The following is a 12,352-nucleotide window of genomic DNA, read 5'->3' on the forward strand; positions in this document are numbered from 1 at the left end:
GTCCGCTACTGCAGCGCTGCCGTGAGCCGCGCGACGTTGTCGAGCACCTTGGACCGGCGCGGACGGTCGACCCACTCGTCGAGCGTGAGCTCGAAGCTGTGCTCCTTGTAGGCGTCCTGCACCTTGCGCAGGGCGTCGACGAAGCGGTGGCCCCGGACCATCACGGAGACCTCGAGGTTCAGGCTGAACGAGCGCATGTCCATGTTGCTCGACCCGATCACCGACACCTCGTCGTCGATGGTGAAGTGCTTGGCGTGCAGGATCGTCGGTGCCCGGTACAGCCAGATCCGCACGCCGGCGCGGAGGAGTCCCTCGTAGTACGAGCGCTGCGCGTGCCACGTCATGGCGTGGTCGCCCATCTCGCCGACGAAGAGCTCGACCTCGACGCCGCGCTGGGCGGTCGTCGTGATGGCGTAGAGCATCGAGTCGTCCGGCACGAAGTACGGCGAGGTGATCGACACCTTCTTCTGCGCCGAGTAGAGCAGTGCGTTGAACAGGCGCAGGTTGTTCTCGCCGTCGAACCCGGGCCCGGACGGCACGACCTGGCAGTCGAGGGCGTCGCCGCGGTCGGCCCGCTGGACGGGGTCGCTCTCACGGAGCAGCAGTTCGTCGGTCTCGCTGTACCAGTCGGTGACGAACAGTGCGTTCAACCCCGCGACGACCGGTCCCTCGAACCGGGCGAACAGGTCCTTGTAGACCATGCCCTTCTCGATGTGCGACTTGATGTCGTACGAGGGGTCGATCAGGTTCTGCGACCCGGTGAACGCGACCGAGCCGTCGATGACCATGATCTTCCGGTGGTTGCGCAGGTCGGGGCGCTGGAACTTCCCCTGCAGTGGCAGCAGCGGGAGCATGAGGTGCCACTCGATGCCGGCGCGGTCCATGAACGCCAGCGTGTCCTTGTACCCGGGGTAGCCGCGGCTGGCCCAGTGGTCGAGCAGGAACCGGACGGTGACGCCGCGGGCCTGTGCACGGGCGAGCGCGTCGAAGAACGGTCGCGTGGTGTCGTCGAGCGTGGCGATGTAGAACTCGACGTGCACGAACCGGCGCGACTGGTCGATCGCCCGGGTCATCTCCGCGATCGACTCCTCGGAGTCGGGGTAGAGCTCCGCCGAGTTGCCGCCGACCAGCGGCATCGCGCCGAGTTCGCGGTTCAGCGTGGTGATGCTCTCGAGCCACAGCGGCCACGGGTGGTCACGGCGCACGCGTTCGATGCCCTCGGTCTGTTCGAGGATGTACGCGTTGATCTCGGTCTGCTTCTCACGCCGTGCACGCGGCAGTTTCGTCGACCCGATGACGAGGAAGACGATGAAGCCGATGTAGGGGATGAGGAAGATCGCGAGCAACCAGGCGGTCGCCGTCTGCGGCTTCCGGTTGATCGGGACGTAGATGATCGAGAAGACGCGGATCGCCAGGTCCAGCAGGACGGCCAGGACCGTGATCGCGACGGTGAGCCAGTGCTCCACGGACGTCAGCGGAAGTTGATGTACTGCAACGGGACGTCGAACTCTTCACCCTTGAGGAGCTGGATCGTGTTCTGGAGGTCGTCGCGGCTCTTCGAGGAGACCCGCAGTTCGTCGCCCTGGATCTGGCTCTTCACGGTCTTCGGGGCGTTGGCGCGCAGGAACGCGCCGATCTTCTTCGCGACGTCCTGCTCGATGCCGTTCTTGAACTTCACCTCGATGCGGTACTCCTTGCCCGAGGGGTAGGGGTCGCCGGCGTCGAGGCTCTTCAGGCTGATGTTGCGCTTGATCGCCTTGCTCTGCAGGACGTCGAGGACGGCCTTCGCGCGCTCTTCCGAGTTCGCCTTGATGAGGACGTCCTCGCCGCTGAAGGCGACCGACGCGTCCGCGCCCTTGAAGTCGTACCGCTGCTCGATCTCCTTGGCCGCCTGGTTGAGGGCGTTCTCCGCCTCCATCTTGTCGACCTTGCTGACCACGTCGAAGGAACTGTCTGCCATGCCGGACAGCCTAACGGCGGACGGGAGGGCCGGTTCGGCTCCGGCGGTCGGCTCGCGGTGGTCACGACCACCGTTCCGGATCCGCTATGCTTTTGTGCGCGCCTTCGGTTGGTGATCACACCGGCTGGGTGCGCATGGCAAGTTACCCAAGCGGCCAAAGGGATCTGACTGTAAATCAGCCGGCGTAGCCTTCGGGGGTTCGAATCCCTCACTTGCCACCATCGCGAAGCCCCGTCCGACCCGGACGGGGCTTTCGTCGTCCCTGGCAGGATCGGTGCATGGCATCCGACTGCACACCGTCCCAGTTCGCCGACCTCGCCGAGACGATCGCGCGCGAAGCGGCCACGCTCGCCGCACGACGACGGGCCGAGGGCGTCGAGGTCGCCGACCGGAAGTCGAGCATCGTCGACGTGGTCACGGCGGCGGACCGCGAGGTCGAGGCGCTCATCCGCGCCCGGATCGCCGAGGCCCGGCCGGACGACGCGTTCCACGGCGAGGAGTCCGGCTCGGCGTCGGGGGAGTCGGGCATCACCTGGGTCGTCGACCCGATCGACGGCACGGTGAACTACCTGTACGGCAGCGCCGAGTACGGCGTGAGCATCGGCGTCGTGCGGGGCTCCGCCGACCCGATGACGTGGGAGCCGATCGCCGGCATCGTGGTGGCCCCCGCGACCGGGGTGGTGTTCCGTGCCGCCGCCGGACAGGGCGCCACCCGCGACGGCGTCCCCCTGTCCGTCAGCGCTCCGGCCTCGCTCGCCGAGACACTCGTGGCGACGGGCTTCGGGTACACGGCCGACCGGCGCCGCGAGCAGGTGGCGGTGCTCGCCGGACTCATCGGCGAGGTGCGGGACATCCGGCGCGGGGGAGCGGCGTCGCTCGACTGCTGCGCGGTAGGAGCCGGGGTCGTCGACGCCTACTACGAGCGCGGGATCAACCCGTGGGACATGGCCGGCGGCTCCGTCGTCGCGCGCGAGGCCGGAGCGTCGGTCCGCATCTGGGAGGCCGGCGGCACCCGTTCCTTCCTGTTCGCGAGCCCCGCGGTGGCCGACGACCTCGAGGCGCTGCTGCGCGGGCTGGAAGCCGAGGCGCTCGGCGTCTGAGGTCCGTCGGTCCCTCGGTCTGGGGGTGCCCGGTGGACATGACCACGACTGGCGACGTGCGACGACGTTTGCTACCGTGCTCAGGTCCCGTTATCTGCTCGTTACCAACGAGCGCGCCCCTTCCCCGATCAGGATCGCCACCGCACGCATGCCCCACTCCCCACTGACGTCCGTCCCCACCGGTCCCGTCGACGCCGCCACCCCGGTCGTCCACCTGACCCGACGAGCACGGATCGAGGCGGAGCGAGCGGCTGCGAAGGGCGCTCCCGTCACGCAGGACCACGCGCAGGACGTCGCACCCGACCGTGCCGCGGGCCCGTCGTTCGACGAGGTCGTCGGGCTGACCACACCGTCGTCGGCCGCGGCTCCCGTGTCGCCGATCGACCTCGCGCCGGTGTCGCCCGCGCTGCCCGAGTCGGCGGTCCGTCCGGCCTCCCGCATCACGACGCCGCCGGCTCCCACGTCGCCGGACGTCCGCGCCACGGCGCCGCGCACCGCGACGGCTGCAGCGGAGTCCATCGCGCCCCAGCCCCGCCGTGTCATCGGCCAGGTCCCGGCGTCCCGTCGGCGGACCGGCCGTGCCGCACCGGCCGTGCAGGTCGACCGCGCCACCCGGCACATCGCGGCCAGCCGCACCGCTGCCGCGCCCGCCCCGGCTGCTGCTGCCCGGAAGCAGGGCGCCTCGTTCCGCCGTGCGGCCTCGCGCGTGACGGCCGTCGGTGCGCTCCTCTTCGTCGCCGGCCTCGTCGTCTCGACGTCACTGCCCGCCCAGGCGCTCTACGTGCCGGAGACCGGCTCGACCGCGGCCCGGTCGACGGCGAGCGGTGCGACCCAGTCGATGAGCGTCAGCGCCGCAGCCGACGGATCGACGAGCCGCGACCAGTACACGGTGTCGGACGCCACGCAGTACAAGAACGTCGACGCCTCGAGCTTCACCAACGACCCGACCGGCACGATCCAGTGGCCGTTCCTCACCGGCGTCCCGATCACCTCCGGCTTCGGCGGTCGTCAGGTCGCGGGCTGCTCGTTCTGCTCGACGAACCACATGGGCGTCGACTTCGCTCCCGGCGAGGGCACCCCGATCCGGGTCATCGCCGCCGGCACCGTCATCAAGGTCCAGGCGAACGACGGCGGCTTCGGCAACGACGTCTGGGTGGAGCACGACGTCGACGGCAAGCAGTTCGTCAGCGTGTACGGCCACATGGAGGACAACTCCTTCAAGGTGGTCACCGGTCAGCAGATCGAGGTCGGCGACGAGCTCGGTCTCGTGGGCAGCACGGGCAACTCCACGGGCCCGCACCTGCACCTCGAAGTGCACGTCGACGGGGTCCCCGTGGACCCGCTGGCGTGGCTCCAGACCAACGCGAACTAGCGGTCGCCGACGCGGCACGCCCGGGCGTCTCGCCCGGTTCCGGAGCAGCGTCGGAGGTCTGCTATCCTCGTGTGGTGCCGTTCGCGGCACATCGCCCCGATAGCTCAGTGGTAGAGCACCTCCATGGTAAGGAGGGGGTCGTCAGTTCAATCCTGACTCGGGGCTCCGACCCGGTGCGCGTGTCGCTCCGGATCTCTGGCGGGGTAGCTCAGTTGGTTAGAGCACACGACTCATAATCGTGGGGTCGCGGGTTCAAGTCCCGCCCTCGCTACAGCAAGCCCGGCGATCTGTTCGCCGGGCTTTCGTCGTTCCCGGGCTGCGTTGTTCCCGGGCTGCGTGCACAGCGGTGCGGACGCACTTCGGCTGTGCGCTGGACCAGGTGCGTGCCAGGAGGCACGTGGCGGACGCACACCGGGCCTCCCGTCCGCCCTGGGGCCGGCCCTACAGCGCGGAGTGCGACCCGGTGTCGGTCCGCGTCTGCAGCACGCCGGCCGCGCGCAGCGCGCGCTCGATCGCCGCGTTCACCTCGTGCCAGGCGGCTCGTCGCCGGCTCGCGCCGATGCTGCCGCCGGAGACGGCCGTGCCGTGTCCGCGGTGCCGCAGCGTGATCGTGGTGGACGCCCCGGTGACGGTCGTCGACAGCTCGTAGCGGCGGAACTCGCGGGACGGGTGCACGAGCGCGCCGAGCAGGATCGTCAGCAGCCGGTTGCCGGTCGTCGCGGTGAGGGTCCCGCCGGTCGACTCGACGTGGTGTCCCGCCGTGCGGAGTGCCGCGCCGGCGACCTCCATCGCGGTGCACCGGTCGCCCGTGTGCACGGCGAACTCGGTCCTGGTGTCCATGGTTGCTCCCCCGTCCCCTGATCCGGTGTCGCGACCGGACCGCCGATTCCCCCGAACCGGCCCGGCAAGCCTAGCCGATGCATCCTCAGCATCGACAGGCCCCCGGACGGGCGTCGGTAGACTGCCGACGTGTCAGTGAACCCCGAGCTCGTCGGCAGGACGTTCCCGCCGGCCCAGCCCTACCTGGTCGGTCGCGAGAAGGTGCGCGAGTTCTCGCGCGCGGTGTTCGCGACCAACCCCGTCCACCACGAACCCGACGCGGCCCGCGCCGCCGGGTACGCCGACGTCGTCGCCCCGCCGACCTTCGCGGTCGTCGTGCAGGAAGCCACGCTCGCGCAGCTGCTCGCCGAGCCGGACGCCGGCATCGACTTCTCCCGTGTCGTCCACGGCGAGCAGTCCTTCACCTACGACCGGCCCATCGTGGCCGGTGACGAACTCACCGCGACCCTGACCGTCACGAGCGTCAAGACGCTCGGCGGCAACGCGATGGTCACGGCCCAGAGCACCATGAACGACGCCTCGGGGGAGCACGTCGTCACGGCGACGTCCACCCTCGTGGTCCGAGGAGACGACGCATGACCGCCGCACCCGCCACCGCGATCGAGGTCGGCACGGTCGTCGCCGAGCGCGAGGTGCACGTCACCCGCGACTCGCTCGTCCGCTACGCCGGCGCCTCCGGTGACTTCAACCCGATCCACTACCGCGACGACGTCGCCGCCTCGGTCGGTCTGCCCGGCGTCCTCGCGCACGGCATGCTCACGATGGGCCTCGCCGTGCAGCCGGTCTCCGAGTGGCTCGGTGACAGCGGTTGGGTCGCGGGCTACGGCGTCCGCTTCACCCGCCCCGTCGTCGTGGACCCGGAGCAGGGCGCGACCATCGGCATCGTCGCCAAGGTCGGAACCGTCGACGACGACGGCCGACCGAAGCGCATCGACCTCACCGTGACCGCCGGCGGGCAGACCGTGCTCGGCAAGGCGCAGGTCACGGTGGCGTTCCGCTGACCGTGCACGAGCCGGTGCTCGCCGACCTCACGACGCTCGGCGTCGGTGGGGCGGCCGCGCGGCTGCTCACGGCCACGACGACCGACGAGCTCGTTGCCCACACGCGCACCGCATGGGACGACCACGAGTGGCTGGTCCTCGGCGGCGGCAGCAACGTGCTGGTCGCCGACTCCGGCTTCGACGGCACCGTCGTCCTGGTCCGCACCACGGGGGTGGACGCCGACACGGACGCCGACGGCGTCACCGTCCGCGTCGCCGCCGGCGAACCCTGGGACGCGTTCGTCGCCACCACCGTCGCGAACGGCTGGACCGGCCTGGAGGCCCTCAGCGGCATCCCGGGCACCGTCGGCGCCGCCCCCGTGCAGAACATCGGCGCCTACGGGGTCGAGCTCTCCGACGTGCTCACCCGGGTCGAGTTCCTCGATGCGGCCACGGGGGAGCGCACGTGGGTGCCCGCGGCCGAGCTGGCGCTCGGCTACCGCACGTCAACCCTCAAGCACGGACGCCGCGGTGTCGTGCTGACGGTCGAGTTCCGGCTCGGCACGGCGGGGGAGCACGGCGTGCCGGTGCGGTACGCCCAGCTCGCCGGTTCGCTCGGGGTCGACCTCGGTGCCCTCGTGGAACCCACGACGGTCCGTGACGAGGTCCTGCGCCTCCGCGCCTCGAAGGGCATGGTGCTCGACGCCGACGACCGGGACACCTGGAGCGCCGGGTCGTTCTTCACGAACCCGATCGTGTCCGCGGCCTTCGCCGAGACCCTCCCCGCCGACGCGCCACGGTGGCCGGCCGGCGACGACGTCAAGCTCAGCGCCGCCTGGCTCATCGAGCACGCGGGGGTGCACCGTGGCTACGCCGTGCCGGGGTCGCGCGCGGCGATCTCGTCGAAGCACACCCTGGCCCTGACCAACCGTGGCGGCGCGACGGCGGCCCAGGTGGCCGAGCTCGCGCGGTACGTGCAGGTCACGGTCCTGAACCGCTTCGGGGTGTCGCTCGTGCCGGAGCCCGTCGTGGTGGGGGACCTGCTCGACTGAGCGCACGGGCACGGGCACGACCCGGCCACGGGCCTCCCGGAACGCAGAACGGGCCACCTCGACGAGGCGGCCCGTTCTGCGTTCTGCGGGGTGTCGTGGGCGCGGGGACTACGCGAAGAACTTCGCCAGGCGGGCCACACCCTCGGCGATGTCGTCGTCGCCGAGCGCGTACGACAGGCGCAGGTAGCCGGACGGACCGAAGGCCTCGCCCGGGACGACCGCGACCTCGGCGTGCTCGAGGATCAGGTCGGCCAGCTCGAGGGTCGTCGTCGGGGTCGAGCCCGCCCACTCGCGACCGAGCAGTGCGGTGACGTCGGGGTAGACGTAGAAGGCGCCCTGCGGGGTCGGCGTGACGAAGCCCGGGATCGCGTTGAGCCCGGCGACGATGGCCTGGCGACGGCGGTCGAAGGCCTCGCGCATGGCCGCCACCGGCTCCTGCGGCCCGGTGAGCGCGGCGATCGCGGCGCGCTGGGACACGTTCGACACGTTCGACGACAGGTGCGACTGCAGGTTCGACGCGGCCTTGACCGCGTCGGCGGGACCGATGAACCAGCCGACGCGCCAGCCGGTCATCGCGTAGGTCTTCGCGACGCCGTTGACCAGGATCGTGGTGTCGGCGAGGGCCGGCACGGCGTCGAGGATGCCGGTGAAGCGGAGTCCGTCGTACACGAGGTCCTGGTAGATCTCGTCGCTGATCACCCAGATGCCGTGCTCGAGTGCCCACTCGCCGATGGCCGTGGTCTGCTCGGCGGTGTAGACGGCGCCCGTCGGGTTCGACGGCGAGCAGAACAGCAGCGCCTTCGTCTTCGGGGTGCGCGCGGCCTCGAGCTGCTCGACGGTGACGAGGTAGCCCTGGTCGCTGCCGGCGAAGACCTCGACCGGCTCGCCACCGGCCAGGCGGATGGCCTCGGGGTAGGTGGTCCAGTACGGGGCGGGGAGCAGGACCTCGTCGCCGGCGTCGACGATCGTCTGGAACGCCTGGTAGACGGCCTGCTTGCCGCCGTTGGTGACGATCACCCGCGACGGGTCGACGGTGATGCCGGACTCGCGTGCGGTCTTCTCGGCGATGGCCTGCTTCAGCTCCGGCAGACCGGTCGCCGGCGTGTACCGGTGGTTCTTCGGGTCCTGTGCGGCCTCGACCGCGGCGACGACCACGTGGTCGGGCGTGGCGAAGTCGGGCTCGCCGGCGGCGAAGGAGATGACGGGTCGGCCCGCGGCCTTCAGGGCCTTGGCCTTCGCGTCGACCTTGAGCGTCGCGGACTCGGCGATCGCCGCGATGCGGGACGCGATGCGCGGCCGATCGGTCGGCGCGGCGGCGGGGGTTGCGGTGGACTCGGGGCCGGGGGCTGCGGTGCTCACGGGTGCCAGCCTATCGGCGCGGCACGCCGTGGAGGGGGCCAAGTGGACACCGTGTGACGGACTCCCGTACACTCGACCACCGGAACACGATCGGTGACGGACGTGCTCTGAAGGGCGGTGGCTCAATTGGTAGAGCAGCGGTCTCCAAAACCGCAGGTTGCAGGTTCGAGTCCTGTCCGCCCTGCAACTCTGGAAGGGTAGAAGTTGGCGAGCAAAGACATGGAGACGACGGCGGACGACGTCGTCGCCAAGGCGAAGCAGGACCGGGCCGAGCGCCGGGGTCCGATCGCTGCCATCGTGCTCTTCATCCGTCAGGTGATCGGCGAACTGCGCAAGGTCGTGACGCCGACCCGCAAGGAGCTCTTCAGCTACACGCTGGTCGTGCTCGTCTTCGTCGTCGTGATGATGATCCTGGTGTCGATCCTCGACTTCGTGTTCGGTCTCGGCGTCGGGTACGTCTTCGGCAACGGGCCCACGGCCTGACCCGGACGTCGACTGCCGAGTGCGGCAGTCCACTGGAGTACGGTCGCCCGAGACGGTGCCGATCGTGACCAGGACCGTCCGCCATCCCGACCCGCACCACCGAACGGAAAGAATCGACTGTGTCTGACTACTCCCGCGACGACATCGACCTCGCGACGGCTGCCGAGCAGTCCTCCGAGGTCGAGGAGAACCAGGAAGGCGACGTCGAGACCGGCGAGGAGCGCTCCGCCGAGTCCGCCGAGGAGCGCGCGATCTCCGTCGAGTCCGAGGACGACGAGTCCCTCGGCATCGACGAGGAGCTGACGGCACTGCAGGAGTCCAAGGACCCCGAGGCCGACGCCGTCGTCGAGGACGCCCTCGAGATCGACTCCACCGACGAGGCCGAGGCCGCGGTGGAGGCCGTCGAGGACGAGGAAGAGATCGAACTCGAGTCCGAGACCGCCGAAGAGGCGAACGAGACCCTCGCCGCCGACGAAGCGATCGACGCCGAAGACGACGACGCCGAAGAGGCCGAGGTCGACCCGTACGAGGCCTTCAAGGTCGAGCTGCGGATGAAGCCGGGCAAGTGGTACGTCATCCACTCCTACGCGGGCTTCGAGCGCCGCGTGAAGTCGAACATCGAGAACCGCATGGTGTCGATGTCGATGGAGGAGTCGATCTACCAGGTCGAGGTCCCGATGGAGGACGTCGTCGAGATCAAGAACGGGCAGCGCAAGCTGGTCACCCGCGTCCGGATCCCCTCGTACGTGCTCGTCCGCATGGACCTCAACGAGGACTCGTGGTCCGTCGTCCGGCACACCCCCGGTGTCACCGGCTTCGTCGGCAACGCCCACAACCCGACGCCGCTCCGTTTCGACGAGGCGTTCGGCATGCTCAAGTCCCTCGTGCAGGTCGCCGAGGCCGCCCCGACCAAGGGTGGCTCGAAGTCCGGCGGTTCCCTGCAGGCGCAGCCCGCTGCCGAGGTCGACTTCGAGGTCGGCGAGACGATCACCATCAAGGAAGGCTCGTTCGCGGGCCTGCCGGGTTCGATCTCCGAGATCAAGCCGGAGAGCGGCAAGCTCACCGTCCTCGTCTCGCTGTTCGAGCGCGAGACCCCGGTCGAACTCAGCTTCGACCAGGTCACGAAGCTCTAGTCCAGGTCTCCCCATTCGGGTAGACTCATCGAGTTTGGGCCCGCACGCCTCGTGCGTGTGGGCCTTCACCGCGGTCCGGAACGGCCGGACCAGCGGGAGAGTGCACGGATCCCCGTGCGTTCGATTCCAGGAGGAAGACAAGTCATGGCACCGAAGAAGAAGGTCACGGGCCTGATCAAGCTGCAGATCAACGCGGGAGCCGCCAACCCGGCCCCGCCGATCGGTCCGGCACTCGGTCAGCACGGCGTCAACATCATGGAGTTCTGCAAGGCGTACAACGCGGCGACCGAGTCGCAGCGTGGCAACGTCGTGCCGGTCGAGATCACCGTCTACGAGGACCGTTCGTTCACGTTCGTCCTCAAGACCCCGCCGGCCGCTGAGCTCATCAAGAAGGCTGCTGGTGTGCAGAAGGGGTCCGCGACCCCGCACACGGTCAAGGTCGCGAAGATCTCGATGGACCAGGTCCGTCAGATCGCCGAGACCAAGCAGGCCGACCTGAACGCCAACGACATCGAGCAGGCCGCGAAGATCATCGCCGGCACCGCACGCTCGATGGGCATCACGGTCGAGGCCTAAGCACCGATCGGGCTCCGGCCCACACCCAGACACCTTTCCGTGGGAGAGCCGCGCCGGCTCGTCAACCACGTATCTCGCAAGGAGACCACCATGGCGAAGAAGTCCAAGGCCTACGAAGCCGCGGCCGCGAAGATCGAGGCCGACAAGTTCTACACCCCGACCGAGGCAGTCGCCCTGGCCAAGGAGACCGGCTCTGCGAAGACCGACTCCACGGTCGAGGTCGCACTGAAGCTCGGCGTCGACCCGCGCAAGGCGGACCAGATGGTCCGCGGCACGGTCATCCTGCCGCACGGCACGGGCAAGACCGCCCGCGTCATCGTGTTCGCGACGGGTGCAGCGGCCGAGGCCGCGATCGCAGCCGGCGCCGACGAGGTCGGTGGCGACGAGCTCATCGCGAAGGTCGCCGAGGGCTACACGTCCTTCGACTCCGCCGTCGCGACGCCCGAGCTCATGGGCAAGGTCGGTCGTCTCGGCAAGGTGCTCGGCCCGCGTGGCCTCATGCCGAACCCGAAGACCGGCACCGTGACCCCGAACGTGGCGCAGGCCGTCAACGACATCAAGGGCGGCAAGATCGAGTTCCGCGTCGACAAGCACGCCAACGTGCACTTCGTCGTCGGCAAGGCCTCGTTCACGCCGGAGCAGCTCGACGAGAACATCTCGACCGCGCTCGAGGAGATCAACCGCCTCAAGCCGAGCTCCTCGAAGGGCCGTTACGTCATGAAGGGCGCCGTCTCGACGACCTTCGGCCCTGGCATCCCGCTGGACGTCAACAGCATCTGAGTCCACTGACTCCGAGTCACTGACTCGCAGAAGGGCCCGCACCGGCAACGGTGCGGGCCCGTTTCGCGTGCAGGGGCGCGCGTCCCGGTAGCGTGGTCTCGTGCGCACCCTCGTGAACTCGCTCCGGTTGATCGCCGTCATCGCCGTCGTCGTCGCGATCGTCGCCCAGTGGCTCGTCAGCTCGAAGACGGACGTCTACAACCCGTGGAACTTCTTCGGCTACTTCACGATCCAGTCGAACGTCATCATCGCCGTGGCCCTGGCGGTGACCCTCGTCGCCTCGGCCCGCCGCAAGCGTGGGGACCTGCGGGTGAGTCTGCTCCGGGGCGCCGGCACGGTCTACATCGCCACGACCGGGATCGTCTACAACACCCTGCTGACGAACGTCGACGTGTCGGCGAGCGTCCAGTGGTCGAACGACGTGCTGCACAAGGTCATCCCCGCGTACGCGGTCCTCGACTGGCTGCTGTTCTCCGACCGGTCGAAGCTGCTCCTCCGCCACGTCTGGTGGTTCCTGGTCTACCCGGCGGTGTGGACGATCGTCATCCTGATCCGGGGCGCGACCGACGGCTGGGTGCCGTACCCGTTCCTCGACCCCGCGCAGGGGTACGGCGTCGTGGCGATCTACTGCGTCGGCGTGGGCGTCTCGATCGGGTTGCTCGGCGTCCTGGTCGTGGGGATGAGCCGGCTGAGACTCGTCAAGGTCTGAGCTGACGG

Annotated in this window: 14 protein-coding genes and 4 tRNA genes; 14 read left to right on the forward strand and 4 right to left on the reverse strand. The window is 69.6% G+C overall.

Annotated elements, in window-relative coordinates:
- Nucleotides 1-5: 5 nt before the first annotated feature.
- Together cls and EDF33_RS11010 are read right to left on the reverse strand one after the other, a co-directional pair.
- Nucleotides 6-1,466, reverse strand: coding sequence for a cardiolipin synthase (cls, locus tag EDF33_RS11005; RefSeq protein WP_131879293.1), 1,461 nt, complete (start codon nucleotides 1,464-1,466; stop codon nucleotides 6-8).
- 5 nt (nucleotides 1,467-1,471) lie between these two features.
- Nucleotides 1,472-1,960 (reverse strand): YajQ family cyclic di-GMP-binding protein, encoded by a 489-nt coding sequence (locus EDF33_RS11010; RefSeq protein ID WP_111084269.1) that lies wholly within the window; start codon nucleotides 1,958-1,960, stop codon nucleotides 1,472-1,474.
- Nucleotides 1,961-2,096: 136 nt separating this feature from the next.
- Between EDF33_RS11010 and EDF33_RS11015 the strand changes: the two genes are divergently transcribed.
- The 5 genes from EDF33_RS11015 (at nucleotide 2,097) to EDF33_RS11035 (ending at nucleotide 4,703) form a co-directional block, all read left to right on the forward strand.
- A tRNA-Tyr gene (locus EDF33_RS11015) sits at nucleotides 2,097-2,181 on the forward strand.
- Nucleotides 2,182-2,238: 57 nt separating this feature from the next.
- Complete coding sequence (locus EDF33_RS11020) at nucleotides 2,239-3,060, forward strand: inositol monophosphatase family protein (RefSeq protein WP_131879291.1); 822 nt, start codon at nucleotides 2,239-2,241, stop codon at nucleotides 3,058-3,060.
- A 148-nt stretch (nucleotides 3,061-3,208) separates the two neighbouring features.
- Nucleotides 3,209-4,432 carry a M23 family metallopeptidase gene (locus EDF33_RS11025; RefSeq protein WP_131879289.1) on the forward strand — a complete coding sequence of 408 codons (1,224 nt, stop codon included), beginning with the start codon at nucleotides 3,209-3,211 and terminating at the stop codon, nucleotides 4,430-4,432.
- Nucleotides 4,433-4,525: 93 nt separating this feature from the next.
- Nucleotides 4,526-4,597, forward strand: a tRNA-Thr gene (locus EDF33_RS11030).
- A 32-nt stretch (nucleotides 4,598-4,629) separates the two neighbouring features.
- A tRNA-Met gene (locus EDF33_RS11035) sits at nucleotides 4,630-4,703 on the forward strand.
- Nucleotides 4,704-4,873: 170 nt separating this feature from the next.
- Here EDF33_RS11035 and EDF33_RS11040 read toward each other — a convergent pair.
- On the reverse strand, nucleotides 4,874-5,272 hold the full coding sequence (locus EDF33_RS11040; RefSeq protein ID WP_131845699.1) for a hypothetical protein: 399 nt from the start codon (nucleotides 5,270-5,272) through the stop codon (nucleotides 4,874-4,876).
- Nucleotides 5,273-5,401: 129 nt separating this feature from the next.
- On the opposite strand from EDF33_RS11040, the gene EDF33_RS11045 reads away from it, so the two are divergent.
- The 3 genes from EDF33_RS11045 to EDF33_RS11055 are packed head-to-tail and all read left to right on the forward strand — an operon-like array spanning nucleotide 5,402 to nucleotide 7,304.
- A complete protein-coding gene (locus EDF33_RS11045) occupies nucleotides 5,402-5,851 on the forward strand; it encodes a MaoC family dehydratase N-terminal domain-containing protein (protein WP_123292106.1) in 450 nt (149 codons plus the stop codon).
- Entirely contained in the window at nucleotides 5,848-6,273 is a 426-nt protein-coding gene (locus EDF33_RS11050) for a MaoC/PaaZ C-terminal domain-containing protein (RefSeq protein WP_123292107.1), read from the forward strand. Before EDF33_RS11045 ends, EDF33_RS11050 begins: the two co-directional genes overlap by 4 nt.
- Before the next feature lie 14 nt (nucleotides 6,274-6,287).
- Complete coding sequence (locus EDF33_RS11055) at nucleotides 6,288-7,304, forward strand: UDP-N-acetylmuramate dehydrogenase (protein ID WP_243692435.1); 1,017 nt, start codon at nucleotides 6,288-6,290, stop codon at nucleotides 7,302-7,304.
- Nucleotides 7,305-7,412: 108 nt separating this feature from the next.
- Here the strand turns inward: EDF33_RS11055 and EDF33_RS11060 are convergent, their stop codons facing one another.
- Complete coding sequence (locus tag EDF33_RS11060; protein ID WP_131921844.1) at nucleotides 7,413-8,594, reverse strand: pyridoxal phosphate-dependent aminotransferase; 1,182 nt, start codon at nucleotides 8,592-8,594, stop codon at nucleotides 7,413-7,415.
- Nucleotides 8,595-8,774: 180 nt separating this feature from the next.
- Here EDF33_RS11060 and EDF33_RS11065 point away from each other — a divergent pair.
- From EDF33_RS11065 to EDF33_RS11090, 6 genes are all read left to right on the forward strand, one after another.
- A tRNA-Trp gene (locus EDF33_RS11065) sits at nucleotides 8,775-8,847 on the forward strand.
- A 20-nt stretch (nucleotides 8,848-8,867) separates the two neighbouring features.
- Nucleotides 8,868-9,146, forward strand: coding sequence for a preprotein translocase subunit SecE (secE, locus tag EDF33_RS11070; protein ID WP_111084262.1), 279 nt, complete (start codon nucleotides 8,868-8,870; stop codon nucleotides 9,144-9,146).
- A gap of 119 nt (nucleotides 9,147-9,265) precedes the next feature.
- A complete protein-coding gene (gene nusG, locus EDF33_RS11075) occupies nucleotides 9,266-10,279 on the forward strand; it encodes a transcription termination/antitermination protein NusG (RefSeq protein WP_123672358.1) in 1,014 nt (337 codons plus the stop codon).
- Nucleotides 10,280-10,423: 144 nt separating this feature from the next.
- Nucleotides 10,424-10,855: a 50S ribosomal protein L11 gene (rplK, locus tag EDF33_RS11080; RefSeq protein ID WP_022906459.1), complete on the forward strand. Its 432-nt coding sequence runs from the start codon at nucleotides 10,424-10,426 to the stop codon at nucleotides 10,853-10,855.
- Nucleotides 10,856-10,945: 90 nt separating this feature from the next.
- Nucleotides 10,946-11,635, forward strand: coding sequence for a 50S ribosomal protein L1 (gene rplA, locus EDF33_RS11085; protein WP_123292110.1), 690 nt, complete (start codon nucleotides 10,946-10,948; stop codon nucleotides 11,633-11,635).
- Between the two features lie 100 nt (nucleotides 11,636-11,735).
- On the forward strand, nucleotides 11,736-12,344 hold the full coding sequence (locus EDF33_RS11090; protein ID WP_123292111.1) for a Pr6Pr family membrane protein: 609 nt from the start codon (nucleotides 11,736-11,738) through the stop codon (nucleotides 12,342-12,344).
- The last annotated feature ends 8 nt before the right edge of the window (nucleotides 12,345-12,352 follow it).

Source organism: Curtobacterium sp. PhB146 (assembly GCF_004342995.1).
Taxonomy (GTDB): domain Bacteria; phylum Actinomycetota; class Actinomycetes; order Actinomycetales; family Microbacteriaceae; genus Curtobacterium.

Coding starts and splice junctions, on each gene's coding strand:
- EDF33_RS11020 (WP_131879291.1), top strand. CDS start 2,239: ATGGCATCCGACTGCACACCGTCCCAGTTCGCCGACCTCGCCGAGACG.
- EDF33_RS11040 (WP_131845699.1), bottom strand. CDS start 5,272: ATGGACACCAGGACCGAGTTCGCCGTGCACACGGGCGACCGGTGCACC.
- EDF33_RS11010 (WP_111084269.1), bottom strand. CDS start 1,960: ATGGCAGACAGTTCCTTCGACGTGGTCAGCAAGGTCGACAAGATGGAG.
- rplA (WP_123292110.1), top strand. CDS start 10,946: ATGGCGAAGAAGTCCAAGGCCTACGAAGCCGCGGCCGCGAAGATCGAG.
- EDF33_RS11025 (WP_131879289.1), top strand. CDS start 3,209: ATGCCCCACTCCCCACTGACGTCCGTCCCCACCGGTCCCGTCGACGCC.
- rplK (WP_022906459.1), top strand. CDS start 10,424: ATGGCACCGAAGAAGAAGGTCACGGGCCTGATCAAGCTGCAGATCAAC.
- EDF33_RS11050 (WP_123292107.1), top strand. CDS start 5,848: ATGACCGCCGCACCCGCCACCGCGATCGAGGTCGGCACGGTCGTCGCC.